This is a genomic window from Metaclostridioides mangenotii (genome assembly GCF_018917235.1).
In the GTDB taxonomy this organism is placed as follows: Bacteria; Bacillota; Clostridia; order Peptostreptococcales; family Peptostreptococcaceae; genus Metaclostridioides.
This window is the reverse complement of record NZ_JAHLOF010000009.1, coordinates 25,138-51,866: the sequence shown is the minus strand read 5'-3', so window position 1 is coordinate 51,866 and position 26,729 is coordinate 25,138. Positions and strand designations below refer to the sequence as shown.

Genomic DNA, 26,729 nt, shown 5'->3' with positions numbered 1-26,729 from the left:
TTAAATAGTATATTATTTAAATGAAGTTTTTTATGTTATATATTAAATGGAAGTGATAAAATGGAAATATATAAAGAAACGAATACTATTTGGACTAAGAAATTTTTTATGATTTTGATTATAAACCTATTGATATTTTCAAGCTTCCAAATGCTGCTACCTGTATTGCCTGTTTACGTTAAAAGTCTAGGAGCAGCAGATTCAATTATTGGATGGATAGCTGGTCTTTCAACTATTGCATCAATTATAATACGACCTTTTGCTGGAGTAGCATTAGATAAATACGGTAGACAAGGTGTATTTTTCACTGGATTGTGTATTGTCATTTTAGCAACTATTTCATATGGTTGGATAAGATTAGTTTCTGTTATATTTTTTATTAGATTTATACATGGATTTGGATGGGGAATCTCAAGTACATCTAGTAATACAGTAGCTTCTGATACCATTCCTAAAAATAGGTTTGGAGAAGGTATGGGATATTTTAGTCTTTCAAGTAGCTTAGCAATGGCAATAGCTCCCTCAATTGGTTTAAAATTAATTTCAGATTACAACATTAAGATTGTATCAATCGTATCATCCGCATTGACAATCGCAGCATTTATTTTAGCATTCAAAATAAAGTACAAAAAAATAGATAATGTTAATTTAAAAGAAAGCTATCTTAATGAAGATTTATGTAATGATAAATTAGGTCATATAAAGGAAGAGTATATAGAAGATAAAAATAATGTTCAAAAAAATAAAAAAGCTAAAATGATCTTCTTTGAAAGAAGTGCTTTTGCCCCTGCGATAGTCATGTTTCTTATAACTATTACTTATGGATCTATAGTAGGATTTATATCTATATATGCAAGTAATCTAGGTATAGATAATGTAGGAATATATTTTGCAGTCTACGCGGTATCTCTTTTGATTTCTAGACCTTTTTTTGGAAAGATGATTGACAAACATGGGTTTGATATAGTGGTACTACCAGGGCTTATATTTCTGTTTGTTGGTTTAATGGTACTTGTTAATGCTAATAGTTTGTTATTGTTTTCTATAAGTGGTATTCTATATGGAATTGGATTTGGAGCAACCCAATCGAGTCTTCAAACTATGTCTGTATTAAATGCGCCTAAAGAAAATATTGGAGCTGCTAATGCAACTTTTTTTAATGGTTTTGATGGAGGAATTGGAGTTGGATCCGTTTTAGCTGGCATAATTGCAACAAGCATTGGATACAGTAAAATGTATATGTTTTTGTCGTTTTCAATAATTATTGCTTTAGTCTTATATTTAGTGATGATCAGAGGTAATACAAATCGTTATACAAATACAAATATAAAAAACTAACTTAGCTTCAGTTAATGATAAAAATTATTTTACTAAATTAAATAATCTAAATTATATTTAGATTATAAGAGTTAATATAAAAAATACACAAAAAAGGGGGATTAATAATGAATTTATGTTGGGTAACAATAAATGTAAATAATATGGAAGAATCTTTAAAGTTTTATAATGAAGTAATAGGGCTTAAAATTTCAGAGCGCTTTGATACACCTGATGGAACGGAGTTTGCTATGTTAGGGGAGAAAGACGAACCTAAAATAGAACTTGTTTATAATAGGAATTATACAAGTGTAAAGCCTAGTGAAGATACGACTATTGGATTTTTTGTTGAATCACAAGAAAGTGCTCTCGATATTATGAATAAAAAGAATATTGATGTAATTAGGGGCCCAATTTCTCCTAATCCAGATGTAAGTTTCTTCTTTATAAAAGATCCAAATGGTTATGAAATTCAACTCGTTGATAAAAAATAATGTATATTAGTTATATTTTTTAATAAATTGGCCATAATCTTTTATAATATATTAAAAAATTATATATATTTAGAAATTGGAAAATTATGATAACATTTCCCTAAAATGCTTGAATACAAGCGGTTAATAATATATAATTAGAAGAACCAGTGATGATAAAAGCTACGATTTATAGATTTCTTCAGAGAGCCGATGGTTGGTGAGAATCGGTGAAAGGATAAATCCATCCACTTTTGGAGCTGTCAGTGAAAGCTGAAGGTTAGTATCCTTTATATTACTTTTCGAGAGGTAAACTATTTTAGTTTACAATTTGGGTGGCAACGCGGAACCTTCCGTCCCATGTTTATACATGGGGCGGAGGGTTTTTTTGATATTATAATATAATAATTATTTTTTTAAGGAGGATAAAATATGTTAGATTTAAGATTTGTAAGAGAAAATCCTGACATTGTTAAGAAAAACATTAAGAAAAAATTTCAAGAAAACAAACTTGCTTTAGTCGATGAGGTAATAGCTTTAGATTTAGAGCTAAGAGATATAAAACCTCAAGCTGATGACTTAAGAGCTGATAGAAACAGAATTTCTAAAGAGATCGGTGGCTTAATGGCACAAGGTAAAAAAGATGAAGCAGAAGAAATGAAGAAAAAAGTTACAGAAGCTTCAGGAAAATTGGCTGATTTAGAAGCAAAAGAAGGCGAGCTTCAAGAAAAAATCAAAACTATCATGATGACTATTCCAAACATTATAGACGATAGTGTTCCAATCGGTAAAGATGATAGTGAAAATGTTGAAGTTGAACGTTTTGGTGAACCTATTGTTCCAGAGTTCGAAGTTCCATATCACACAGATATAATGGAAATGTTTAATGGTATTGACTTAGACAGTGCTAGAAAAGTTGCTGGTAGCGGATTTTATTATTTAATGGGAGATATCGCTAGACTACACTCAGCTGTTACTTCTTATGCAAGAGACTTTATGATAAACCGTGGATTTACTTATTGTATTCCACCATTTATGATAAGAAGTGAGGTTGTTACAGGGGTTATGAGTTTTGCAGAGATGGATGCTATGATGTACAAGATAGAAGGAGAAGACCTTTATCTAATAGGAACAAGTGAACATTCAATGATAGGTAAATTTATTGACACAATACTTCCTGAGGACACTTTACCACAAACACTTACAAGTTATTCTCCATGTTTCAGAAAAGAAAAAGGAGCTCACGGAATTGAAGAAAGAGGAGTTTACAGAATACATCAATTCGAAAAACAAGAGATGATAGTAGTATGTGAGCCTAAAGAGAGTCCAATGTGGTACGATAAATTATGGCAAAATACAGTAGATTTCTTTAGAACTTTAGACATACCTGTTAGAACACTTGAGTGTTGCTCAGGAGACCTAGCAGATCTTAAGGTAAAATCTGTTGATGTCGAAGCTTGGTCACCAAGACAACAAAAATACTTTGAAGTCGGAAGCTGTTCAAACTTAGGTGATGCTCAAGCTCGTAGATTAAAAATACGTGTAAACGGTGAAAATGGTAAATATTTTGCACATACTTTAAACAATACAGTTGTTGCCCCTCCTAGAATGCTTATCGCATTTTTAGAAAATAATTTAACTGCTGAAGGTACTATAAAGATACCTAAAGCTCTTCAACCATACATGGGTGGAATGACTGAAATTACTAAGAAGTAGGATCGACTATTGAAATATGGAGGATATGGAGCTGGGAACATATCTGTTTAAGATGTAAATACCCCCTTTATACCCCCTCTAGAATAAAAACATATATAAAAATATAAAAAAATAGACCTTCAGCTAATTAAGTTGAGGGTCTTATTTATAATCTAAATATGTTATTTAATGTATTTACCGCTTCATATTTCTTTTCTTCCATAACCTCAGTATATATATTCATAGTAATACTTATATCGCTATGACCCATAAGGGCCTGTACAGTTTTAGGAGGAACGTCATTTTCAAATAACCTTGTAGCATAAGTCTTCCTTAGACCATGAAATTTAATGGGTTCAATATCAAGCTTTTTTAATACCGCTCTTAAATTATCTTTAGGCCTTTGATGATTAATTGGTTGGCCAAGATCATCAGCAAATACATAATCATTCTTTTGATATAATTCGCCCATTTTTAATATCTTAGTATTTTGTTCTTTTTTATATTCCCTTAATCTTATTAGAATATCATTAGGTAGCGGGATAGTTCTAATTGAATTATCTGTCTTAGGCTCATGTTCTACTATAGTATAAATCTTATTTCCATTTGTCTCATACATGGGAACTTTCTGTAATGTTCTATGAACAGTCAACGAGCAATTATCAAAGTCTATATCAGACCATTTAAGTCCTAATAATTCACCTCGTCTTAACCCTGTACTTATAGCTACTAAGAATAACATTTCTAGTTTATGACCTTTTATAGCGTCTATAAACCTTTGTTGCTGTTCAAGTGTTAATACTTCAGTCTTGCGTTGTTCCTTACTTATATCCTTAGGTAGTGTAACCATAGAACAATAGTTGCGATCTATATATCCTTGCTTATAAGCTTCATTTAAACAAGTTTTAAGTCTTTTATTGATATGCTTTATAGTACTTACGTTTAAACCATTATCATATAGATTATTATAATACTTCTGTAGGTGAGTGTTTCTAAATTTCTTTAATTCGATATTACCTATAGCGTTATTATCTATATAGTTTTTATATACATTATGATAACTATCAAAAGTGTTAGGTTTTATTTCTCTTTTCTTAAATTCCCATAACCATATATAAAACCATTGAGCTAGAGTAAGCTTATCATTATCGATATTGTAGTCTAAAAGATTATTCTTTCTAAACTCATCTAACTTTTCTTTAACTTCTTTTTGAGTCTTACCATAGAATTCTTTTCGGATTACTTTTCCATCCTCATCATACCCAATATTAATTTTTGAGCGCCATCCATTTTTATATTTACCGATAGAACCTTCTCCGTTTGCACGTTTGGCCATAAGTTATCACCTCGCTTTTATATCCAATACTCCTTATACGCTTCTTTAAAATCATCCAAGTTATTTATATATGCAATTAGGGGAGAGTAGTCACCTATTTTAGATGAAGCTAAAGAACTTCTATATAAATCCTCATTATCCCAAGATACTATTTTAAGCGGTAGATTATTCTCTAGCATTTGTTTAAGCATTAAGAATCTTCCTATACGTCCGTTACCATCCTGAAATGGGTGTATACGTTCAAATCTATAATGGAACTCAGATACATTCTCTAATGTCACTTTATCAAGGTTATAGTACCATTCAAATAATTCATCAAGTAGCGGTTCGACTTCAAATGGTTGAGCTAATTTAATATCTGTTCCAAGGATCATATTAGGAATAGTTTTATATATCCCAGAAAATCCTCTTGAGTGTAGTGTAGTATTGAAAAATAGGCTTGAATGTAAGTTTTTTATGAAGCGATGACTTATTCCTTGTCCTAAAGTATCAATAATTGTATCAAAGGCATAACTAGAATTTACAGTCTCTTGAACATCATCTAGTGTATGCTTTCCCTCAACTATATTTTTATCTATTAATAGAGCTAAAGCTTCAGTTGAAAATGTACTTCCTTCAATTTTATTTGAATGATACAGGAAGTTGTGTTTTAAGATGCTGTACAAAGCATTTTTCAAATCTCTTGTTTCTATTAATCTATCAAAAAATTTATCATTCATTTAATCACCCCACGTTTATTTAAAACATATTCTCATTGATCCTCTATTATTTACCTTACTACTCATATCTTATTCTCCTTTATACAAAGCTTAATGATCGCAACCATCTCCATGATGACCGCAGTTGTGATGGCCACAATCTGAATCACCGCCATACACATCGCTCTTTGGATCGTCGTTTCCAAAAAGAAGACTAGAGACAACTATAACAGTTAGAATAGCAAAACTTTCTATATTTCTAAATCCGAATATTAAGTAAAGAATAGTAATTAAAACGTATTTATTAATCTTTATAACAAAACTTTTAGCCTTCATATTCTTCCTCCAATAATGCCTGTTTAACTTATCAACTATGAGTAGGTTAGTTCATAATATAAACACTTTATATTTCCTATGTAGGTACTATATAAATATAATAAGTAACTACGAGTTTAAACACGATTCGTACGAAATACGAATTGTTCATTATAGATTAGTAACTGCTATGAATATTACATAGTGTAGATACTTAATAATTATTATAAGTAACTACATTGACATTAACCTGAGTAATCTGAGCCCCTAAAAAGAACTATTATTCTTTGGCTTGAAATTTATGTTTTATAAACTCTATATATTCATTTATTTCATCTAGAGCTTCCTTAGGTAGATTATCTATATCGTTTAAATTCCTTATATAAGATACTTCAATGTGAGGGTTTAAAATAAGTGAGTTTATATTCTGTATTATATCTCTATCATATAATACAGAAATTATCTCTTTATCATCATCATCTACATTTTTTAGTAAATAATCCTCACTTAAACCTTTATTAAAAATATACTTAGATATGGTTTCCTGGGTAGCTTTATTTCCTGTTACGAAAGTAATAAATTGATCTTTATTTTTTTGTAATTCTTGAATATGTTCATTAAATCCTGGATAATCAGCTAAACTTCTCTCGCTCTTATATTCTGATTCATCACCTCCTATTTCATTATTCATAAATAAAATAGGAGGAGTTTCTAATGCTTTAGCTATTTTATAAAGAACATCTATTGGAACAATAATGTCATCTGATTCATATTTTCGTACTGTTATAGTTGATTTACCTATTCTTTCTGCTAGCTCTTTCTGGGTTATGCCTAATTCTTTTCTATAATATTTTATATTCTTTCCTATTGATAAAATTTTTTCATTTTTAACATCCATATTATCACCTACTTTAACATTAATTGTACTATAAAGTCATTAAAAAAGATATTATAAATATCCTTTTTTAATATAAATAATTGACAAGGATATTATAAATATATATAATCGAATTAATAGATATTTAAAATATCGGTAAGGAGTGAAGTTATGAATTATGAGTTAGATTTAAAAGTATTAAAGCTAGCAATGTTAAACAAAGGATATTCAATGAACAAGCTTGCTGAGATGAGTGACCTAGGTAAAGTTACTGTATCTAGGGTTGTTAAAAGAGGTTCGACAAATAGGCAAGAAACAATTTTTAAAATGGCTAAAGCTCTTGACCTAAAAGCAGAGGACTTAATAATAAGTGAGGAGGAATAAATATGAGCGATAAAGATACTTTAGAATTATTAAAATCAGTACAAAATGCACTTAATGTACTTGTGCAAAAGCAACAAGATGAAATTGATAAGAAGCAAGGCTATAGAGTTGTAGAAACAAGTACAGATCCTGAAAAATTAATATCTGTGAAAGAAGCTAGCCAATTAACAGGTATATCTGAACAACGAATACGAGGGTTGGCTAATGGAAATCCAAACTTTCCTGTCGTAAGAGTAGGGGAGAGAAAAATTTTAATAATAAAGTCAAAATTAAATGAGTTCTTTGAAAACAATACAGGATTAAAAATTTAGGGAGTGATTTCATGAAAATGAAAGATTTTTACATATTTAAAGCTTTATGCGATAAAGGATCATACAGTTTAAATTTTAATGATTTACATAAATTTAGAAGAGTGTTGAAAGAAGTAGAAAGTTGTCAAATCAAAAGTAATAGACATAGCTAAGTAGGTGGTGATAGTTGTACATAGAGAAGGATTTGGGATGGGTAAAAGTTTATAGAAAGTTATTGAATGATTCTCTTTGGGAAGCATGTAATTCTAATAGAAAGGTGATTATGATAACAATGCTTTTATTGGCAAATCACAAGGATAAAGAAATCATTTTGAAAAGTGGTAAAAAGCTCAAAATTAAGTCAGGTCAGTTTTTAACTTCGATTGATAATTTATCAAAAAAATGTGGAAAAGGAATAACAAGAGACGTTGTTTATAAGGCTTTGTACTTTTTCGAAAAAGTAGATTTTTGCCTACAAGAAAGACCACAAGGAGGACAACAAGAGGGTACACTTATAACTATTGTAAATTGGACGTTATATCAATCAGAAGAAAAAAATGACAACAAGATAGACAATAAGGAAGACGTAAAGAAGACAATAAGCAGACAACAGAACAAGAATGTAAAGAATGAAAAGAAGAATAATCTATTCGTAGAAACTTCTAACGAGTTTCGACTAAGTAAGTATCTCTTTGACCTTATAAGAAAAAATAATCCTAAAGCAAAAGAACCAAACTTTCAGACTTGGAGTAAACAGTTTGACCTTATGATTAGGGTGGACAAAAGAGAGGTTCAAGAAATTAAAAATTTAATTAAATGGTCACAGAATGATAGTTTTTGGTACAAGAATATACTTAGTCCTCAAAAGCTAAGAAAGCAATATGATCAGCTAATAGTTAAAATGTATGATGATAAAACCGTTAAGCCTAATATTACCCAAGTTCAAAGTACAGATATTTATAAGTTAGACGAAAATGGAGATTTTAGTTTTTAAAATTGTCGGACAACCTATAAAAAGAAAATATATAAAATATTGAAATAAATATAGTTGTTAAATGTTTGAATAGCTTTTACGAATAAATGCTCGATTAATCAATTAAGAACGCTTAAAATGGCGTTTAATAAATAAATGAAAGGTGGATTAATAAAAAATGAACAAATCAGAACAGAGAAACAATTTGTATAACACGGAAGCTGAACAATGTGTACTGGGAGCAATGATTTTAAATAATGATTGCGTAAGTATGGCTACAAAAACATTGAAAGAAGAGGAATTTTTTCACAAGCAACATCAAGAGATTTTTAAAGCTATGTGTAAACTATATTCTAGCAGAAAACCAATTGATATATTGACATTATCAGCATGTTTAAAAGATAGTGATTTACTTAAGTTTATAGGAGGATTAAACTATTTGACTAGTTTAACAACAATAGTTCAACGCACTGCAAATATTGAAGCTTACATAGATATAGTCAAAAGCAAGTGTGTTCAAAGAAAAGGCGTAGATGTTATTGAAAAAATAGTCGATAAATTGAATAAAGGTGACTTAGAAATTTCTAGTGATTTAATAAACTTAAAAAGTGTTATAAAAAACGGAAAAAGTATTGAGGATATGCTTGTAAAAATATCTGATATAAAATACACAGATGATAGTAATAGCTATATGCAAACTGGTTTTAATAAACTAGATGACTGGTTGTGTGGAGGACTAAAATATGGTTCATTAACTGTACTAACTGGAATACCAGGAAGTGGAAAAAGTACTTTGTTAAATCAAGTTATTTCTAATGCTTTAAGCGAAGGAAATAAAAGTTTTTTATTTAGCGGAGAATTAGAGCCAAATAGCCTTATAAAATGGATAGCAAGAACTGTATCAAATGACTACCATTTAACGGATAAAGAGAACATGCAAGGTACTAAATATAAAGAAGTTTCACAATATGGTTATGAGCTAATAAGTGAGTGGCTTGAAGACAATCTATTTATATATAGCAATGACATTGTTGCTAGCGAACGCAATCTTGTAACAGTCATAGAGGATTTATACATGAAAAAAGATGTTCGACTATTTGTTTTAGATAACTTAATGGTTATACATCCTGACAGTAGTGGTGACCAATATGAGGAACAAAGAAAACTTGTTTTAAATTTAAAAGAATTAGCTAAAAAATATGGAATTGCAATTGTGCTTGTAGGGCATCCAAAGAAAACAATGGAAGGTGCTAAACCAACTATGTTTGATATTTTAGGAAGTAGTGCTATAGCTAACGTCGCAGATACTATTTTAAGAATTGAAAGAGCTAAGGATGAAGGAGATACTTCAAAGTTATTGTTGTTAAAGAACAGATGGGGAAGCGTAATGAATAAAGGAATCAGTATGCATTTTAATATAGATCGTAAAAGGTTCTATACAGATGGCTCCGAGTTAATAAAAGACTATGGATATGATCTAAACAAGAAGTTTGTACAAGCAGAAATAAGCTCACCATTTTAAATATAATAGGAGGTTTGGATTTGGAATATTTGGAACAGATAAGACAAAAATATAACGCAGTTGTATATAGGATTGATAATTCAGAAGAATACTTTAGCAACCTTAGCGATGATGCAATAGAAATTGTAGAGGAATCAAAACAATATAAAGCTTTATTAGAACTGATAGTTAAAGCGAACGAACTATATTTAATATTAAATCCAGTTGATTCAATTTGATAGGTCGGAGTAAGTGAATGGGGTGATTAATATATTAAACATCAATGAGATTATAACTAAAATATACCGATTAGAATCGGTAAAGACAGTTGTAAATATAAGACTTGATAATTTATACCTTACAACCGCTGAAACCTTACAAAATGCTTATATAGGTGATAATTCTAATATAGAGTTAATAGGGGTTAATGGTTTAAGGTTAGATGTACATATTAAAGATATAAAAGAAATAAAAGAAATGGATAAATCAATAGTTATATATTTTGCTAAAATACAGGTGATATTTTCATGGAACTAAAAAAGGTATTTGAATTATGAAAAAAACAAATACCAATTCTAGTTATGAATTATAAATTATAATCCAACATTCGCAAGTTGATTATAGTTTATAAACGAAAATAATTCAAGATTTACATATATAAATTGTTGGAAAATGTGTGTATGAAAAATAAATTATAATGGGGGATTTAAACATGTGTAAAAGAAAACAAGATGAATATGGATTTTCGGGAGATAGAAATACTCTTGATAAATATGTAGAGGCACGAAATAAATTATCGGAAAAACTTGAAAAATTAGGTGTTGATGAAGATATTTTTCATGATCTAGCGATTGTATGTCAGTTAAGTATGAGGATCTATGCTTAATTCTATCTCGACAAATCAGACACCCTAAAAAGGGATGATAAGAATATTTAAAGTGGTTACTGTAAAATGAAATTCTGTAACCACTTTATATTTAAACCGTAGTTACAATAAAAATAAATCTATCAACTACATATAAAGAAAGAAGGTTAGATTATGTACTGTGTAATTCAAGAAGTAGGGCTAAAGAAAGTAAGTAAAGGAAATAGTAAGCGTTTAGAAGTCTATACATGGGACTGGACAATAAATGGCAAGTATATAAAAAAGTATACCTATAGGAAAAGTTCAGAATGCTTTGATAGACCAATTAAAAAAGCTTATAAAATATCTATACATGAAAGCTATAGGGATAATGGAGTTGTCAAGAAAAGACAATGGCATATAGATACATTAGAGCATTATATGTTGATTGAATATGGCTTTGAACTTCCTACATATAAAAACGATATGGATAAAAAGATTGAAGAAATGGGAGTAACAGAAGATGAATTGTATGAGATTATCTATAACAAACTTGATCCGCTTATTGATAGGATAACTACGGAATATCATAAAACAGACGAATACAAAGCAGTATTAGAACAAAGAAAAACAATTGAATTACATAATAGAATTGAGAATGAATTTAAAGAAAAATACAACTCTGATGAATATGACCTTTGTTATGATATCTTTGGAGAACTTAGAAACAAAGATGAATTGGATAGGATAAAAAGGGAATTCGAGAAGAGAAAAGAATATCAAAGAAACAGTTATAAAAATGCATATGAAAACTTTAAGGATAATTATAACTATAGTTCAAGTAGTTACAAGATAAATGATTCAAGTAACTACAATGATAATGAAAAGAAATTACTAAAAGAAGCTTTCAAGTTATTATCACACAAGCACCACCCTGATAAAGGTGGAAGTACTGAAACTATGTCTATTATTAATAATCTAAAGGACAAGTTATTAAAATTTTAGATAATGCAAGATTGAGTTTTCATAATAATACAAGGTTATCATAATTTAAATAACCTAACAAAACCTAACATAAAAACTATATATTATTTATTCAATTGAGTTGAGGTTGAAATGAAAAACCTCACAAAACCTCACTTAAATTTAGATATATAATGCTATATATAATCAAAATAACCTTAGCAAACCTTAACATCTATTACGGAACATTTTTTAATAAAAACCTTACAATTACTTACGTTTTGAATGGAAAATTATTGGAACAAACCTTACAAAACCTTACTTATTTATTTACTAACTAGACAAAACTAGACATATTAATTTGTGCGTACTAATTTCGTACGAAGAAAGGAGATATATATGAGAGAAGGGTATGGAAATTTTTATACTGATGTAGTACTAATTGCTAAATGTAAGAAGCTGCAAGAATATATAGATTTAGGAAGTGAAGTATCAAAAGTAAAGTTAAAGAACTTACTAGAACCTTTATATATGGATTTAGATAGGATTGAAAGGAAGCTAGAATCAATTACTGATAAGAGCGGTATTGAATACTTTACATATAGAAATAAGAAGGATACTATATCAAGAATACTTGACTTGATATTTGTTGATAGTAGGGTTAGTTATCTTACATGGCATTGCATTAAAATGGTATGTAATTTGAAAGGTGATAACCTTAAAGCTTTATTAGTCTTAAAACTAATATGTAAATATTCTTTTAAGAGTGATTATGATTACATGAACAGATTAGTAACCGCTTGCATGTTATATTCAAATATTGATGATATAGGGCATGATCATAACAAGATGGAAAGTTTTGTTTGTAGCTATAGCTTATCATCTTTAATAATAAATTTACTTGATGGATATACTCCGAGAGAGCTTTTAAGAGTGTTTCCTATACAAAAGTACTATGAAGGTTATAAGTGGCAAGTGAAAGACTATTTTAGTAGCATAGAATATGTAAATGAATATGGATTGGACACTGAATTTACTGGTGATAGTGGGATAGACTTTATAATTAATGTTCAGATGGATTCTTTTATGTCTGATATAGCTGTAAGCTTTATGACACTAGCTTGTGATTATAATAGTTGGACTGTAAATGATGTTATGAACCATCTAGAAAGACTTAGCAAACCAAAATTAGAAATAGTGAAGTAGTATAGACCCCCTCCCTCAATTAAATGCGACTTATTTTGGGGAACCTAGCAACGGGGAGGGGGCATTGTTAAACATATTATCTTTATTTTATCATGCGCGCGAGGGAGATGAAAGATAATATGGATTATTTAAATAAGGAATATGAGAAGTTTGCAATTGATATATTGAAGCACTACAGGGAATTAAAGTTATTTATTAATAATACATCAGGAAAGAATGTACTTAATATTAGCTATAACGATATTGAAGGTACTAAAAGATTAGTATATAAACTAGATAAGGCTATGAGCATGTTGAATCCTATTCAAAGGGAATTGATTAAACTAAGATACCTAGATGGCTTAGACTGGCAATTGACAAGTGAGAATATAGGTTGTAGCATAAGAACCGCTTACAATAGAAATAAAGAGGTTATAAATATAATTGTACAGGCTTTATTTGGTGAAAATATAGAAAGGGATAGTTTAAATTAATATTATGGCCAATGTAAAGAAACTTGATAAAGGTATTATAGGTATAATTTATACATGCTGATACTGAAACACGAGCTAATGAGAGAATATCTAGAGAATCATAATCATCAGGAATAATGAAGTAAAAACAATTTATATTATATATAAAAATAAATATTTTCAATACATAGATAAAAGCTATTTATATAAGGTTTTGCATAGGAAAATATAATGATAGTATTTTATAAAAATTCTGTAATATTTTGTTATAATTACTACTATATTATATTATTTAGGAGGAGTTAGCATGAAACTTAAATCAAGAAAAAAAATTACCTTATTATTAGTTATAGCTGCACTTGGAATATCAATAGTTGGATGTTCTAATAATAATGAAACTGAAAAAACAAAAGAAGAAAAAGTACAACAGACCGAGTCAACTGATACAAAAATAGCCTCAACAAAAGATGATTATACATACGATAATAATGAATACTTAACTAGTATAAGTTGGTTAGAAAAGAATATGAAAGATAATAAAAATTTAATAATTGTAGATGCAAGAAGTGACAAAGATTATGCTAAGGGACATATCCCAGGAGCTATAAATATAACTTGGCAAGCACTAGCAAAAATGGACGGCAAAGCTGGAGACAAAGATTGGGGAACACTTCAAGATGCAGAAGCTTTATCTAAAATTCTTGGTGATCTAGGAGTATCAAAAGATAGTCAAGTTGTTGTTTATGCTAATAAAGATGCTTGGGGTGAAGATGGTAGAGTAGTATGGTCTTTAAAAAGAGCTGGAATAGATTCAAGAATGCTTAATGGTGGATTTGATTTATGGTCATCAGAGAAAAAAGAAACAAATAAAGATGTACCAGAGATTAAAAAAGCTGAACTTAAGATAGATGAAATAACTCCAGATATTAATATTACAACTGATGATTTAAAGAAAGAATACGATGGTTTAAAAATAATCGATACTAGAGAAAAAGATGAATATGAAGGTGCTACTAAATTTGGAGAAGCTAGGGGTGGCCACTTGCCAAATGCTATAAATATAACATTTAATCAACTTTATAACGAAGACGGTACTTTAAAAACTACTGATGAAATCGGAAAAATAATGGATAATGCAGGATTAAAGAAAGATGATAAAATAATTACTTATTGCACTGGCGGTATAAGATCTGCTCATATGGCTCTAGCATTAAAAAATGCAGGATATGAAAAAGTAAGAAATTATGATTCATCTTTCTATGAATGGGCTGCTGATGAGTCAAATGAAGTTGTTAAATAATATAATTTTCATTGATTTATATTAAAAGATAAAAAATTATTATTAGTATTAAGAAAGGTTTCTATTAATTAGATAATAACTAAAAAATAGTGTTAATGTTTATTTTATTAAACATCAACACTATTTTATTTAGAAAATTTATCTTATTTTAACAAATCATGTATTCTTGTATTTAAATCCAGTACTTTATCTTTTATTATATCTGCAGTTTTATAAAATTCCTCAATAGGCTTTCCTGTGGGATCATCTAATCCCCAATCTTCTCTATATTTACAAGGTAACCAAGGACAATTTACATTACAACCCATGGTTATTACAATATCAATATCAGGTAAATCTGATACTAACTTATTTCTTTGTGACTTATTCATATCAATATCATATAAGTCCTTAATTACTTTAACTGCATCTTTATTTATTTCTGATTTAATTTCTGTTCCGCCTGAATAAGGTATAAAAATATCTTTTGCATAAATTTTAGCTATTGCCTCAGCTATTTGGCTTCTACATGAATTATGAACGCATATAAATGCCACTGTTGGTTTTTTATCCATTTTCTAAGACTCCTTTATGAACCAATTTTGAGTGCTGTTTGCAATTTTAACAAGGAATAACATAACAGGTACTTCAGTTAGAACGCCAACTATAGTAGCTAATGCAACTGGTGATGATGCACCAAACAATGATATAGCAACTGCAACTGATAGTTCAAAAAAGTTAGATGCACCTATCATACCAGCTGGCGCAGCTACATTATAAGGTAAATTTAATATTTTACAAGCTGTATATGCAATTGCGAATATCAAGAAAGTTTGAATTGTAAGTGGTACAGCAATAAGTATAATATGAACAGGATTATTTACAATAATATCTCCTTGGAATGAGAATATTAAAATTAAAGTTAAAAGAAGCCCGATAGTGGTAACATTATCAAATTTCTTAATAAATACACTATTAAAATAGTCTTCACCTTTTGAATTTACTACTAAAATTCTAGTTAAAATACCACCAATCAATGGTATTACCACAAATAAAACAACAGAAAGTAATAATGTATTCATAGGAACTGTAATATCACTTACACCTAGTAAGAATGCTACAATTGGTGCAAATGCAATAAGTATTATTAAGTCATTTGTAGCAACCTGAACAACAGTGTATGCAGGATCACCTTTAGTTAGATGGCTCCATACAAATACCATAGCTGTACATGGAGCTGCACCAAGTAAAACTGCTCCTGCAAGATAATCCTTTGCAAGTTCAGTTGGTATTATATTTTTAAATACTATATAAAAAAAGAATGAGGCTATTGCATACATTGTAAAAGGTTTTATTAACCAATTTGTAACCCATGTTACAAAAAGTCCTTTTGGTTTTTTACCTACATTTTTTATACTTTTAAAATCTACCTTCATCATCATAGGGTAGATCATAAGCCAAATTAGAATAGCTATAGGAATAGAGACTTGTGCATATTCAAATTTATTTAGAAAATGCGGTATAGATGGAATAAATTTTCCTATTAATATACCAATGGCCATACATATAAGAACCCAAATAGTTAAATACTTTTGAAAAAATCCAATACCACTAGATCTATTGTCATTATTCATATTTACCTCCAAATTTAAATATTTTTATTATTTATTTTTAATAATTTCATAATTTAATATTTGGAAATAAGATAAAATTTAATTCATATTATAGGATATAAATTATATAATACCAAGAACTGTTTAATAAACAGGTCCTGATATCACATAAATAATTCTATACACAATTTTAATAATAATATTTTTGAACAAATTATAGTATTATTTATCTAAATTGTCAGTTGAATTGCATCTTTCAACATCTTTAAATGAATTTTCTTTAACTTCATTTACTTCTAATAAAAATTCATTTAGATTTAGAATTTTGTTATTTTGCAAAGTATACTTCATCCAGGAACCGTCTTTACGAGCATTTACAAGACCACACTCACTTAATATTTTCATATGATAGGAGAGTGTAGGCTGCGTAATATTTACTTCTTCTAAGATACTACAAGCACATAATTCATTCCCTGACAACATATTTAAAATTCTAAGTCTTGTCTCGTCTGATAGAGCTTTAAATAATAAAGCATATTCTGCATAAGAATAGTTCATATAGTCACCCCATAATTATTTAAATTTATATTTTTCCTAATTAAATTATAAGTAATATATTTATATTTATCAATATAATTGAAATTTATATCTAATTTCATGAATAAATGATACTAAATATAAATTTATTGTTTATTTTTCTAATTTTAAGATATTATCTCTAGTAAAGTTTTATCATTTACCTCCTTTGGTAGCCATTTTATTACAGCATAATTAGATGAAGATATTTTATTTACTTCATTTATCCATTTTATTTCACTATTAGCCTTTGCTTGTAAAAGAGGCGATTTAGTTCCTGACATTAACATACTTTGATTTATAACCCACCACTTCGAGTGAATATCAGCTCTTTTTAGATCTTCATTTAATCTTTGAGCCTCAAACACTGGTGTTGCCTCTGGAAGTGTAACTATAACTACTTCTGTTTCTTTCTCATCTCTAAGTCTTGGTAGGAGTCTTTTAACTGACTCTGGTATATCTCCTTGAGTTCTCTCAACTTCTTTATGATAACTTTGCGTAGAATCTAATAGAAGAAGAGTGTGACCTGTAGGGGCTGTATCTATAACTACTATTTCATCATCAGCTTTTTCAACAACTTCTGCAAATGCTCTAAACACAGCTATTTCTTGAGTACATGGTGAACGTAAATCTTCTTTTATATATTCTAAATCATCACCACTCATAGTTTCTGATGCTTTTGAAATTACTTCATCTTGGTATTTCTTCAGCTCTTCCTTTTCATTTATTTCACTTATAGTGATATTTTCATGTTCATTCATTACATATTTGATGTGGTTCGCTGGATCAGTTGTAGTAAGGTGAACTTTTGCTCCTTTTTTAGCTAATCCTAAAGCTATGGCTGAAGCTATAGTTGTTTTACCAACACCACCTTTACCCATTGTAAATATAACTTTTTTGTCAGTGTTATAGAAATCATCGATAATATCATTTATTAAAGGTGAATTTTCATTATCTAAAGTATCATTTACAATGATGGGATTATCTTCTTTTAGCATCATTCGAATGCTCTCAATTCCAGATACATTATATGAACGAAGTGGAACAGTGTAATTAGTCATATCCTTAATTCCATTAGGTATGTTACTTAAAGCCACCTGTTGCTTATTGTATAGTTCTAATGATATTTCATCATTCATTTGAATATTTTCCATAATACCATTTACAACTAAGATTTGGTTATTTACACCTAGATCTTTTAACTCTTCGGAAGCTCTCTCTGCTTCAAGTAGCGTAGCTTTTTCTGGTCTTGCAACAAGTACTAGAGTAGTCAAATCTCCATTTGCTAGAGTGTTAACTGCATCTTTGTATACTTCCTTTTTATCTTCTAGTCCAGAAAGCTGACCTAAACAAGATGCACCATGAGTACTTTCACTTATAAAATTACTCCATGCTGAAGGCAATTGAAGCATTCTAAGAGTGTGACCTGTTGGAGCTGTATCAAATATTATAAAATCATAATTATTTTTTACATCTTCATCTGCTAAATAATTTGTAAACTCATTAAATGCTGCAATTTCTACAGTACAAGAACCTGATAATTGTTCTTCCATATTTTCGATTACTGCATCTGGAAGCTGGCCTTTATATGGTCCAATTACAGAGTTTCTGTATTCTCTTGCAGCTTCTTCAGGGTTTAGGTTTACTACAGATAAATTTTCTATTTCTTTAATTCTTGTGGCTTTATTATTTAAATCGGTTTTAAATACATCTTGTAGGTTAGATGCTGGATCAGTACTAATAAGCAACACTTTATTGCCTGCATCTGCTAGCGTTACTGATGTAGCACATGCAACTGAAGTTTTACCAACACCACCTTTACCAGTAAAAAACAGATATTTTGTTAAATTTAATTTATCAACATTGAATTGATTTTGCATAAGTGTTCATCACCTTTCATTTGTAGTCATAACTAATATTTTGGGCATGTTTTATGAATCTAGATGATCCTTAACGACACCCACTTTCTCCATCACAACAACTATTATTTTCAGTTGTATTTACTTCAGCTATAATTATTCCTGTATATTTGGTGAATTCTTCATTTGTTAAATGTGACTTAGTTTTAACTATTTGACCATCGACCATAGTTATTGGAAGAATATCATTATCTTCTTTAAGTAAGTTATTTACAGCTATGTTTGAAATAAAAGCTTGAGGTTCACTAGATAAATTAAATCTAGTTATATCTGCACCATGTTTTTTTAAGCTATCTACAACAGTAGCCACTCTTAAAAGTTCAGTATCTACACTTGGACCACAAACACCTGTTGAACAGCACATAGCTGGATCATAAATCTCTATTTTTTTCATACATATTACCTCCTAAAAATATATTTATTAAGCATTATAAAACATATAGATAACTATCTATGTGATTATTATATGAAACATATAGATAAGTGTCAATATGTTTTTAATAAATAGAGAAAAACTATTATGATTATTCAGGTATAGAAAAGAGCTATATTTATTGTTTATATAAAAGCAGAGAAGAATTAGTAACACATGTACTTATAGATGTACTTATGATGATTTATTTTTAAATGGTTCTTTATATCCTTTGATTACAATGTTATATTTTAAAGGTAGCTTTATTAACTAACAAATTATAACAATAAAATGAAACATTTAAGTATTACTAAATAACCAATGGAGTACTCAAAACAACTATGGAGTACTTTTTTATTGCGATTCATACATTATATGATTTGTTATAACATGAGAAAACCTGAAAATATAACAATATAAAAGCAACAGCAGAGATAATTAATAAATTTGTCTAATAAAGAAGGATTATAATGTTTTTAGTCAAACATTATATATAATTACAAATTAGATTATTGTAAGGAGAAAAAGGAGTTTTAATAGTTTTCATACGTACCAAATATTTGATAGATATAGTATCGAGAGAATAAGGAAAATAAAATAATGGCTAGTGGCATTTCCTTTTTTATTAATAAAATTACAGAAAGTAGGTAAATTATTGAGAAATATAAATATTGAGAAGCTCACTAAAGATAACAATTATATAGTTGTTTTAGATACGAATATATTTATGAGATTATATGATTATTCACCTGAATTTTCATCTTTTTGCTTAGAATGTTTAGATAAAATTAAACCATTTGTTAAAATTCCATATACTGTTAATGTAGAATACCACAATAATTATCATGGTGGCTTTAAAAGACGAAAAAATCGAATGAAAGAATATGATAAAAAATCTATTGAAACAATAGATAGTTTTGAAGTTAAGATAATGAACAAAATAAATGAATTAGAAAAAATGCAATTTCCTGATATAAGTAATCTAAGAGAGAATATAACAGATAGAATAGAGGAAATGAGAGGTTACTTTGTCGACTATTTACATGAACATAGTGATTTGGAATTTATTAATAAATATTTATCAGAAGATGATATGGTATATAAATTAATTAATTCAATAATAGAAAATGAACAAGTTATGGATAAACCAGACCTAAAATGGATTTATGATATATGTGATGAAGGAGAGGAAAGATATAAAAAAGATATTCCACCAGGATTTAAAGATGCAAAGAATAAAGATGGGATAAGAAAATATAGTGATTTGATAATTTGGAAAGAAATTATGAAATTTTCATTAGAACATAAAAAGAACATTATTTTTATTACAGATGATATTAAAGTTGATTGGTGGGAAAGAAAATCAAGCAATAATGATTTAACATTTCATAGTAAACTAATACAGGAGTTTAAGAAAAATACTAAGCAAGATATAATTGGTCTTAAGTCAAATGAGTTGTTTAATAGCATTGCCGATCATTATGCAATTAAGAAAACAGAGTCTGTAGAATTAGCTCTTAATTGGACAATTGATGATTATTCAAATGCTATAAGTGATAGTGTATTTGATTATATATTCGAAAATTTAATATTTTCTGGTAACTCATTTTTTTCAGAAGATGAAACAGAGTACTTTAGCGATACCGAAATAGAAATCTGTGAAGATAGTTTAGAATATGATTTTATTTCATCTGAACTTGTAAACACAGATTCAAATATAATTGAATATATTTTTAAATACAATGTTAAGCTGGATGGAGAATCAAGGGAGTATCTGGGAAGAGATGAAGATACTAAAGATGTAATTCTATCTCCTGTAAATATACATAAATTTGAAGGACTAATTGAAGTAGAGGTGATAAGGGAAATTGATAATTTTATAGATATTACTGAAGATAATTCATTTGATCAAGCAAATATTGTTGGAGTCCATTTAAATGTAATAGATTCTAAACCCTGGATATCTTATGAAGATGATTACCAAGGTGTAAATGTTTGTCCTATTTGTGGAAGAGAAATTACATTTGAGAACGATGGTGTGAATGGATTTTGCAATGAGTGTGATCCTGACGATTAATAAATACATATCTAATATAGACAAACATTTAGAACTTCAACATTGATTTACAATACAACAGTTTATGAAATGCTTGATATGTTAAATAAAAAAATAATAATTAAAAATTATTTGAGTACTCCAAGACAACTATGACATATAAATATAAACTTACCTGAGATAAACTGAGTTTTTAATTATATAATAACCTCATAAAACCGCATTAATTATTTTATTAAATTATTAATATAAAAAAATTCTGCTATAAATTAGGGTTTAGATTTATAAGAGTATATTTACATTTACAATAAAAGCAAAAAAATTACAGGGAGGTAATTATGGATATATTATTTACAAAGGGAATTTGTGGTGAATTAAAAAATGGAAAGATTCATTTGCTATCATCTTATCAAGATATAGCGACGGATTATGAATATAAAGCAAATGATTTAATAAAGTTGGAGTCTGAATATAAAATTAGATTACTTGGATGTAAGCATAAAGCTTCTAACGGATATGAATTTCAAATTATACATAAAAGAGATATAATTGATGTTAAAAGTTTATTATATAAAATTGAAAGTAAATTTATAACATTGTACGATCGGATAGAGAATATTATATATACAGATAATTATGAAACACTTAGGTATTTAAGACCGATTTTTTTAAATTCAGGAGGAATCTCATCTGATTGTTTTATTTCTCAAAAAAAATTTCAGGAATTATACTTATATGAAAATGAATGTGGAACGATATCTAATGAAGGAATAAATAGGATATTATATTGTAGTGATTTAAATTCTATAGTAAGTAGCATGCAAGAGTTTGTAAATATGTCATATATATATTTGATAGACGCTAATGTTAGAACTAATGAGCTTTTAGTAAATAATATAATTAAGAACAAAGAAATTCTTGTTTTTGAGGATCAGAAAAACGAAAACTATTTTGAGAATAGGTATTACTCACATGAAACAAGATATATAATATCTATGTATATGAATACAATAATTCAAATATGTTCAACATTAGACTTAGTTTCTAAGCTTACATGCGAAATTGTAAATTTTCCAAGTGATTTCTCAAAAATAATTAAATTTAAAAGTGGAAATTTATATTTTAATAATATCAAAAGGTATAAAGAAAAATTAAGCAGTTATCATAAATATGAATCTAGTTTTATTATTAATCATAAATTTTATAATGATTTAATATTAGCGAGAAATAAAATAGTACATAATTCATTTTTATTAGATCAGAGTTTTATATTTTATGGGTATAATACTCATGTCGTAAATTATAAACCTATAGAGTATATGCTAGCATATATTTGGGATGTAGATGAAGAAGGCAACCCAGAAAATTGGAAAAATAGGTATAGGTTTTATAGTCAAGAAAGAGAAATAGGAGAATATCTGTTAAACAATTTAATAGAATTTTATATAAATATGGATTCAACATTGTCACTATTAATAGATTACTTAGAAATTAATCTCACACAGGAAAAATAAAGTTGTATTATATCATATTTATAATCCCCCCTTCATCCCCCCTCTATATATAAGTTTTGGTTTATAAATTGAAAAATTATACTATGAAAAGATATATATATATTGGAATTTCAATAAAATAAATCTATTGGGATTTTCATAAAATCTATTTAATATTCATGGGTGGAATGACTGAGATAACTAAGAAGTAGTTTATAAATATTGAGATATAGAGGTTTGTTGTGTATGGTGTTTTTAAATACAACTATAACACAACCAGCGAGAACTTCATTAAAATAAAATAAAAAAGACCTTCAGCTAATAATTAGTTGAGGGTCTTTTTTATAGTTTAAACATACTGTACTTCAAACTAAAAGAAAATGTATAAGCAACTTAATGACAATCCTAAAGTATAAATTAGCTGTATTGATCGAAATTTTAACACTGCCCTTGTATGAGAATTCTGATGATTATAAAAACGGGAAAAAGGTTATAATGAAAGTTATTGATGTGTTTGAAAATTGTAAATATAATTAACTGAATATGACTAGTAGTAAAGAAGCTACATAAAAAAATATAAAGTGGACAGGAGAATAACCCATGAAAAATAGATTTGGTATATCACAAGGAGATGTTTAACAGAATGATGATATAATGAAGACTTTTGGATGCAGAGGACAGGGTGGTATGAGAAAATAAAATTCCACTAATACTCTTGTGTTAATATCAAATGAGACGAAAGGGCTATATGAAGATAAGTGGTATAAAGATGAATTTCATTTTACTCTCATGGGTAAAAATAGGGACCAAATCCTAAACTTTATGCAAAATAAAACACTAGCTTTTAGTAATGAAAATAAGGTAGAAATACACCTGTTTGAAGTGTTTAAAAAGAAACGATATACATATATAGATAAAAAGCATTAAAAGAATATAAAGTGTTTGATTTTAGTGTGTCACGAGCGTGATTTTTATAAAGACATTGTAAGTGATGTATTAAATTACGAAAACTTAAAATATAAAAAGCACCCCCTAGTTAATAACTAATACTATGGGTTATTATTATATTATAAGCAAATAAGAAAATATAAAAGGATGTGCATTATGAATAAAAGGCTAATTGTAATAGACTTTGAAGTTCTATCAAATGCTAACTTCTGGATGTGCTGTATGAAAGATGTAAAAAGTGGATTAGAACATACTATAGTTAATGATAGAAATGAATTTTTAAGAGTGTTTAATAAAAATAGAAATAGTATATGGCTAGGATACAATATAAGAGGATACGACCAATGGATTATGAAGGCTTTACTTGCAAATCTAAACCCTTGTATGGTATCAGATAAAATTATAAAAGAAAAACTTTCAGGATGGCAAATAGATAGATCTTTAAATAACCAGGAGTTATTCTTCTTTGAATTAGGAGATGGATCTAAAAGTCTTAAAGAGCTAGAGTTATTTATGGGAGAAAGTATAGTAGAAAGTAGTGTATCTTTTGACCTTGAAACTTATCCAGATAAAGAAGAAATAGAAGAGTTAGTAAGTTATTGCCTGCACGATGTTAGGATAACATTAAAGGTTTTTAATGAATTAAAACATGAATATGAAGCTCAAGAAGCGTTGATAAACTACTTTAACTTAGAAGAAAGATTTTTTAATAAATCAAAAGCTCAACTAAGTAGTTCAATATTGGGAGCTAAAAGACCAAATTTCGAAAGAAATGATGAATTTGATTTTAATATAATAAATACACTAGAGCTTAGTAAATATGACTATGTAAAAAAGTGGTATGAAGACTTTAATAACAGAGATTATAAAAAAGGTATAAAAACAAATGTATATAATCTAGAAACAGACTTCGGATGGGGAGGGCTTCATTCTGCAAGAAAACAATATATAAAAGAAGGTTTTATTATAAATAGTGATGTAAGCTCATTTTATCCATCAATAATAATTAACTACAATTTACTAAGTAGGAATGTATCAGAACCTAAAAAATATAAACAAATAAAAGATACTAGAATTGAATTTAAAAAAAATAAAGATCCTAAAGAATATCCATTAAAAATAGTATTAAACTCAGTTTTTGGAGCATCGAAGGATAGAAAAAATTATTTATACGATCCTCAAGTTGGAAATGCAATATGTGTAAACGGTCAATTATTATTACTTGATTTAATTGAAAAAGTCGAACTTGAGTTTAAAGATAAAGCAGAGCTTATACAGGGCAATACAGATGGTGTTATGTTTAGATTCAATAGTAAAGAAGATGTTGATAAATATCTAAAGATTTGTGAAGATTGGTGTGAGAGAACAAAAATGGACTTAGACCATGATATGATAGAAAAAGTTATTCAAAAAGATGTTAATAATTATATAATTATACAAGCTGATAAAAAAGTAAAAAGTAAGGGAGCTTATGTTAAAACGTTAAGTTTATTGGATAATGATTTGCCTGTAGTTAATAAAGCATTAAAAGAATATCTAATTAATAACGTAAGCATAGAAGATACTATATTAAATTGTAATAATCTAATAGATTTTCAAAAGTGCGTTAAAATAACTGGTGCTTATAAATATGCTTTATACGGACAAGAGAAGATAAACTTAAAAGTAATAAGGGTATTTGCAAGTAAATTAGCAAATGATCCTTGTATAATGGAGGTTAAAGATGATTTTAAAAGTCCTGAGAAAATAGGTAATACACCAGATAGGGTATTTATAGTAAATGATAATATAGTAGATATGAAAATACCTTCTAAACTAGATAAGTATTGGTATATTAATTTAGCTAAGAAAAGATTAGAAGACTTTGCACCTGAGCCAGAGATAACTTTATTTGATTTATAAAATTAAAAAATTAAAGCTACCTGTAAAATAAATTTATTAAAAATTATTTTACAGAAGCTATTTTAAACTTAACATTCTTCTATAGCATTAAAGCTTGTACAGTTTTAGGGGGAGCATCATTTTCAAATAAAAGTGAGTTTACCCGTAAAACTGTTTTCTTATAGGTTTACCTTCAGTAGAATATTCTGTAAACATGAAGCTCTCCAACCTTTATCGTCACCCTTAATGGTAATCTAAGCTATTTATATACGCAATAAGGGGAGAGTAGTCACCTATCTTAGATGAAGTTAAAGAACTTCTATATAAATCTTCATTATCCCAAGATACTATTTTAAGGGGAATTATTATTCTCTGTAATCGGATGTCATATCCCTACCGAATATTAGTTCTATAAATAGTACCTATATATCGCTTGAGACATTAGTCATCAATTTATATTAGATACATACCATATAAGTTTGTAGAATATATCACAATATTATAATGTTATGATATAATTTTGACATTATTTTAGAGATAATAAAAATTATTAACTGATATTTTTAGAATAGGATATAAAAGTTCTGCATACTTACGACATAACTTTTTATTAAATTACAAGAATAGTTATAATAAATGAATTTAAAAAACACCTCCAATTGTAGTAAACAAGCTGAATTTTGATTTTCATATCAGACTTTTTAGATTCGTTGTAATGTGAGGATATTTTTAGTTAAATTTTATATATTAATGAATTTAACGTTTTTATATAAGTTAACCATATAAATAAATAAGTGAAAAAAATAACAAAAATCTATTGAAAATTTAAATTTTAGTGCTATCATCATAAACATAGGGAATAAGCATAAATATTATTATAGGCTTGTTTATAACTATTAATTATAGATTGAGATTTTTTTAGTCATAAGAGCAGCTAAGTGATTATTAATGTTTATTACTGGATTAAAAGAAAGTCTGTGAAAGTAAGTAAACAGCTAAAAAGTTTAGCAAACTTGGATTAAAAGCTTTGAAGGAAATATAAGATAGTAAGAAAGTCGTAATAGCGGCTATAAATGGCTATGCTTTAGGTGGTGGATGTGAGATAGCTTTGGCTTGTGATATGAGGATTGCTTCTGCTAAAGCTGTATTTGGACAACCTGAGGTATCACTTGTAATAACTCCAGGATTTGGTGGAACTCAAAGACTCCCGTAATATTAAAGCGGATGA

The 26,729-nt window shown here is 28.1% G+C and carries 27 protein-coding genes, 1 pseudogene and 1 other annotated feature; of the genes and pseudogenes, 19 read left to right on the top strand and 9 right to left on the bottom strand.

Annotated features, from left to right (window positions below; all coding sequences use genetic code 11):
- Positions 1-60 precede the first annotated feature (60 nt).
- The 3 genes from KQI18_RS12160 (at position 61) to serS (ending at position 3,506) form a co-directional block, all read left to right on the top strand.
- Positions 61-1,338: an MFS transporter gene (locus KQI18_RS12160; RefSeq protein ID WP_216468218.1), complete on the top strand. Its 1,278-nt coding sequence runs from the start codon at positions 61-63 to the stop codon at positions 1,336-1,338.
- Positions 1,339-1,445: 107 nt separating this feature from the next.
- Positions 1,446-1,811, top strand: coding sequence for a VOC family protein (locus KQI18_RS12155; RefSeq protein WP_216468217.1), 366 nt, complete (start codon positions 1,446-1,448; stop codon positions 1,809-1,811).
- 143 nt (positions 1,812-1,954) lie between these two features.
- Positions 1,955-2,154, top strand: a binding site (T-box leader).
- A 68-nt stretch (positions 2,155-2,222) separates the two neighbouring features.
- The gene (gene serS / locus KQI18_RS12150; protein ID WP_216468216.1) at positions 2,223-3,506 is read left to right on the top strand and encodes a serine--tRNA ligase; all 1,284 of its coding nucleotides are present in this window, start codon (positions 2,223-2,225) and stop codon (positions 3,504-3,506) included.
- Positions 3,507-3,651: 145 nt separating this feature from the next.
- On the opposite strand, the gene KQI18_RS12145 is transcribed toward serS, so the two are convergent.
- The 4 genes from KQI18_RS12145 to KQI18_RS12130 form a co-directional block, all read right to left on the bottom strand.
- On the bottom strand, positions 3,652-4,821 hold the full coding sequence (locus KQI18_RS12145; protein ID WP_216468215.1) for a tyrosine-type recombinase/integrase: 1,170 nt from the start codon (positions 4,819-4,821) through the stop codon (positions 3,652-3,654).
- A gap of 17 nt (positions 4,822-4,838) precedes the next feature.
- A complete protein-coding gene (locus tag KQI18_RS12140) occupies positions 4,839-5,540 on the bottom strand; it encodes a Fic family protein (protein WP_216468214.1) in 702 nt (233 codons plus the stop codon).
- 90 nt (positions 5,541-5,630) lie between these two features.
- A complete protein-coding gene (locus KQI18_RS12135) occupies positions 5,631-5,855 on the bottom strand; it encodes a hypothetical protein (RefSeq protein WP_216468213.1) in 225 nt (74 codons plus the stop codon).
- A gap of 259 nt (positions 5,856-6,114) precedes the next feature.
- Positions 6,115-6,732, bottom strand: coding sequence for a helix-turn-helix domain-containing protein (locus KQI18_RS12130; RefSeq protein ID WP_216468212.1), 618 nt, complete (start codon positions 6,730-6,732; stop codon positions 6,115-6,117).
- Positions 6,733-6,882: 150 nt separating this feature from the next.
- On the opposite strand from KQI18_RS12130, the gene KQI18_RS12125 reads away from it, so the two are divergent.
- The 12 genes from KQI18_RS12125 to KQI18_RS12070 all read left to right on the top strand — a co-directional run bounded on the left by KQI18_RS12125 (position 6,883) and on the right by KQI18_RS12070 (position 14,624).
- On the top strand, positions 6,883-7,095 hold the full coding sequence (locus KQI18_RS12125; RefSeq protein WP_216468211.1) for a helix-turn-helix domain-containing protein: 213 nt from the start codon (positions 6,883-6,885) through the stop codon (positions 7,093-7,095).
- A gap of 2 nt (positions 7,096-7,097) precedes the next feature.
- Complete coding sequence (locus tag KQI18_RS12120; RefSeq protein ID WP_216468210.1) at positions 7,098-7,406, top strand: helix-turn-helix domain-containing protein; 309 nt, start codon at positions 7,098-7,100, stop codon at positions 7,404-7,406.
- A gap of 11 nt (positions 7,407-7,417) precedes the next feature.
- Positions 7,418-7,558, top strand: coding sequence for a hypothetical protein (locus KQI18_RS12115; protein ID WP_216468209.1), 141 nt, complete (start codon positions 7,418-7,420; stop codon positions 7,556-7,558).
- Positions 7,559-7,572: 14 nt separating this feature from the next.
- Positions 7,573-8,379, top strand: coding sequence for a hypothetical protein (locus tag KQI18_RS12110; RefSeq protein ID WP_216468208.1), 807 nt, complete (start codon positions 7,573-7,575; stop codon positions 8,377-8,379).
- 157 nt (positions 8,380-8,536) lie between these two features.
- Positions 8,537-9,880 carry a DnaB-like helicase N-terminal domain-containing protein gene (locus KQI18_RS12105; protein ID WP_216468207.1) on the top strand — a complete coding sequence of 448 codons (1,344 nt, stop codon included), beginning with the start codon at positions 8,537-8,539 and terminating at the stop codon, positions 9,878-9,880.
- 20 nt (positions 9,881-9,900) lie between these two features.
- Positions 9,901-10,098, top strand: a complete 198-nt coding sequence (locus KQI18_RS12100; RefSeq protein ID WP_216468206.1) for a hypothetical protein — start codon at positions 9,901-9,903, stop codon at positions 10,096-10,098.
- Between the two features lie 22 nt (positions 10,099-10,120).
- The gene (locus tag KQI18_RS12095; protein WP_216468205.1) at positions 10,121-10,396 is read left to right on the top strand and encodes a hypothetical protein; all 276 of its coding nucleotides are present in this window, start codon (positions 10,121-10,123) and stop codon (positions 10,394-10,396) included.
- A 175-nt stretch (positions 10,397-10,571) separates the two neighbouring features.
- On the top strand, positions 10,572-10,745 hold the full coding sequence (locus tag KQI18_RS12090) for a hypothetical protein (protein WP_216468204.1): 174 nt from the start codon (positions 10,572-10,574) through the stop codon (positions 10,743-10,745).
- 153 nt (positions 10,746-10,898) lie between these two features.
- Positions 10,899-11,708 (top strand): hypothetical protein, encoded by an 810-nt coding sequence (locus tag KQI18_RS12085; RefSeq protein ID WP_216468203.1) that lies wholly within the window; start codon positions 10,899-10,901, stop codon positions 11,706-11,708.
- 357 nt (positions 11,709-12,065) lie between these two features.
- A complete protein-coding gene (locus tag KQI18_RS12080; RefSeq protein WP_216468202.1) occupies positions 12,066-12,872 on the top strand; it encodes a hypothetical protein in 807 nt (268 codons plus the stop codon).
- A gap of 119 nt (positions 12,873-12,991) precedes the next feature.
- Complete coding sequence (locus KQI18_RS12075; RefSeq protein ID WP_216468201.1) at positions 12,992-13,345, top strand: RNA polymerase sigma factor; 354 nt, start codon at positions 12,992-12,994, stop codon at positions 13,343-13,345.
- A 286-nt stretch (positions 13,346-13,631) separates the two neighbouring features.
- Positions 13,632-14,624: a sulfurtransferase gene (locus KQI18_RS12070; RefSeq protein WP_216468200.1), complete on the top strand. Its 993-nt coding sequence runs from the start codon at positions 13,632-13,634 to the stop codon at positions 14,622-14,624.
- A gap of 143 nt (positions 14,625-14,767) precedes the next feature.
- Here KQI18_RS12070 and KQI18_RS12065 read toward each other — a convergent pair whose 3' ends face one another.
- From KQI18_RS12065 to arsD, 5 genes are all read right to left on the bottom strand, one after another.
- On the bottom strand, positions 14,768-15,178 hold the full coding sequence (locus tag KQI18_RS12065) for an arsenate reductase ArsC (protein ID WP_216468199.1): 411 nt from the start codon (positions 15,176-15,178) through the stop codon (positions 14,768-14,770).
- 3 nt (positions 15,179-15,181) lie between these two features.
- Positions 15,182-16,237 (bottom strand): ACR3 family arsenite efflux transporter, encoded by a 1,056-nt coding sequence (arsB, locus tag KQI18_RS12060; RefSeq protein WP_216468198.1) that lies wholly within the window; start codon positions 16,235-16,237, stop codon positions 15,182-15,184.
- Positions 16,238-16,438: 201 nt separating this feature from the next.
- Positions 16,439-16,774, bottom strand: coding sequence for an ArsR/SmtB family transcription factor (locus KQI18_RS12055; protein ID WP_216468197.1), 336 nt, complete (start codon positions 16,772-16,774; stop codon positions 16,439-16,441).
- A gap of 146 nt (positions 16,775-16,920) precedes the next feature.
- Positions 16,921-18,672: an arsenical pump-driving ATPase gene (gene arsA, locus KQI18_RS12050; RefSeq protein ID WP_216468196.1), complete on the bottom strand. Its 1,752-nt coding sequence runs from the start codon at positions 18,670-18,672 to the stop codon at positions 16,921-16,923.
- Between the two features lie 70 nt (positions 18,673-18,742).
- Positions 18,743-19,105 carry an arsenite efflux transporter metallochaperone ArsD gene (arsD, locus tag KQI18_RS12045; protein ID WP_216468195.1) on the bottom strand — a complete coding sequence of 121 codons (363 nt, stop codon included), beginning with the start codon at positions 19,103-19,105 and terminating at the stop codon, positions 18,743-18,745.
- 673 nt (positions 19,106-19,778) lie between these two features.
- Here arsD and KQI18_RS12040 point away from each other — a divergent pair.
- From KQI18_RS12040 to KQI18_RS12025, 4 genes and pseudogenes are all read left to right on the top strand, one after another.
- Positions 19,779-21,200, top strand: a complete 1,422-nt coding sequence (locus KQI18_RS12040; protein WP_216468194.1) for a PIN-like domain-containing protein — start codon at positions 19,779-19,781, stop codon at positions 21,198-21,200.
- A 317-nt stretch (positions 21,201-21,517) separates the two neighbouring features.
- Positions 21,518-22,693 (top strand): hypothetical protein, encoded by a 1,176-nt coding sequence (locus KQI18_RS12035; RefSeq protein ID WP_216468193.1) that lies wholly within the window; start codon positions 21,518-21,520, stop codon positions 22,691-22,693.
- 1,083 nt (positions 22,694-23,776) lie between these two features.
- Positions 23,777-25,522 (top strand): DNA polymerase domain-containing protein, encoded by a 1,746-nt coding sequence (locus tag KQI18_RS12030; protein WP_236887762.1) that lies wholly within the window; start codon positions 23,777-23,779, stop codon positions 25,520-25,522.
- Between the two features lie 1,027 nt (positions 25,523-26,549).
- Positions 26,550-26,708, top strand: a pseudogene (locus KQI18_RS12025) (enoyl-CoA hydratase-related protein); the annotation flags it as partial.
- Positions 26,709-26,729 lie beyond the last annotated feature (21 nt).

What these genes read in the sequence shown, in the direction of transcription:
- KQI18_RS12160 (WP_216468218.1), top strand. Translation starts at nt 61, where the DNA reads ATGGAAATATATAAAGAAACGAATACTATTTGGACTAAGAAATTTTTT.
- KQI18_RS12155 (WP_216468217.1), top strand. Translation starts at nt 1,446, where the DNA reads ATGAATTTATGTTGGGTAACAATAAATGTAAATAATATGGAAGAATCT.
- serS (WP_216468216.1), top strand. Translation starts at nt 2,223, where the DNA reads ATGTTAGATTTAAGATTTGTAAGAGAAAATCCTGACATTGTTAAGAAA.
- KQI18_RS12145 (WP_216468215.1), bottom strand. Translation starts at nt 4,821, where the DNA reads ATGGCCAAACGTGCAAACGGAGAAGGTTCTATCGGTAAATATAAAAAT.
- KQI18_RS12140 (WP_216468214.1), bottom strand. Translation starts at nt 5,540, where the DNA reads ATGAATGATAAATTTTTTGATAGATTAATAGAAACAAGAGATTTGAAA.
- KQI18_RS12135 (WP_216468213.1), bottom strand. Translation starts at nt 5,855, where the DNA reads ATGAAGGCTAAAAGTTTTGTTATAAAGATTAATAAATACGTTTTAATT.
- KQI18_RS12130 (WP_216468212.1), bottom strand. Translation starts at nt 6,732, where the DNA reads ATGGATGTTAAAAATGAAAAAATTTTATCAATAGGAAAGAATATAAAA.
- KQI18_RS12125 (WP_216468211.1), top strand. Translation starts at nt 6,883, where the DNA reads ATGAATTATGAGTTAGATTTAAAAGTATTAAAGCTAGCAATGTTAAAC.
- KQI18_RS12120 (WP_216468210.1), top strand. Translation starts at nt 7,098, where the DNA reads ATGAGCGATAAAGATACTTTAGAATTATTAAAATCAGTACAAAATGCA.
- KQI18_RS12115 (WP_216468209.1), top strand. Translation starts at nt 7,418, where the DNA reads ATGAAAATGAAAGATTTTTACATATTTAAAGCTTTATGCGATAAAGGA.
- KQI18_RS12105 (WP_216468207.1), top strand. Translation starts at nt 8,537, where the DNA reads ATGAACAAATCAGAACAGAGAAACAATTTGTATAACACGGAAGCTGAA.
- KQI18_RS12090 (WP_216468204.1), top strand. Translation starts at nt 10,572, where the DNA reads ATGTGTAAAAGAAAACAAGATGAATATGGATTTTCGGGAGATAGAAAT.
- KQI18_RS12085 (WP_216468203.1), top strand. Translation starts at nt 10,899, where the DNA reads ATGTACTGTGTAATTCAAGAAGTAGGGCTAAAGAAAGTAAGTAAAGGA.
- KQI18_RS12080 (WP_216468202.1), top strand. Translation starts at nt 12,066, where the DNA reads ATGAGAGAAGGGTATGGAAATTTTTATACTGATGTAGTACTAATTGCT.
- KQI18_RS12075 (WP_216468201.1), top strand. Translation starts at nt 12,992, where the DNA reads ATGGATTATTTAAATAAGGAATATGAGAAGTTTGCAATTGATATATTG.
- KQI18_RS12070 (WP_216468200.1), top strand. Translation starts at nt 13,632, where the DNA reads ATGAAACTTAAATCAAGAAAAAAAATTACCTTATTATTAGTTATAGCT.
- KQI18_RS12065 (WP_216468199.1), bottom strand. Translation starts at nt 15,178, where the DNA reads ATGGATAAAAAACCAACAGTGGCATTTATATGCGTTCATAATTCATGT.
- arsB (WP_216468198.1), bottom strand. Translation starts at nt 16,237, where the DNA reads ATGAATAATGACAATAGATCTAGTGGTATTGGATTTTTTCAAAAGTAT.
- KQI18_RS12055 (WP_216468197.1), bottom strand. Translation starts at nt 16,774, where the DNA reads ATGAACTATTCTTATGCAGAATATGCTTTATTATTTAAAGCTCTATCA.
- arsA (WP_216468196.1), bottom strand. Translation starts at nt 18,672, where the DNA reads ATGCAAAATCAATTCAATGTTGATAAATTAAATTTAACAAAATATCTG.
- arsD (WP_216468195.1), bottom strand. Translation starts at nt 19,105, where the DNA reads ATGAAAAAAATAGAGATTTATGATCCAGCTATGTGCTGTTCAACAGGT.
- KQI18_RS12035 (WP_216468193.1), top strand. Translation starts at nt 21,518, where the DNA reads ATGGATATATTATTTACAAAGGGAATTTGTGGTGAATTAAAAAATGGA.
- KQI18_RS12030 (WP_236887762.1), top strand. Translation starts at nt 23,777, where the DNA reads ATGAATAAAAGGCTAATTGTAATAGACTTTGAAGTTCTATCAAATGCT.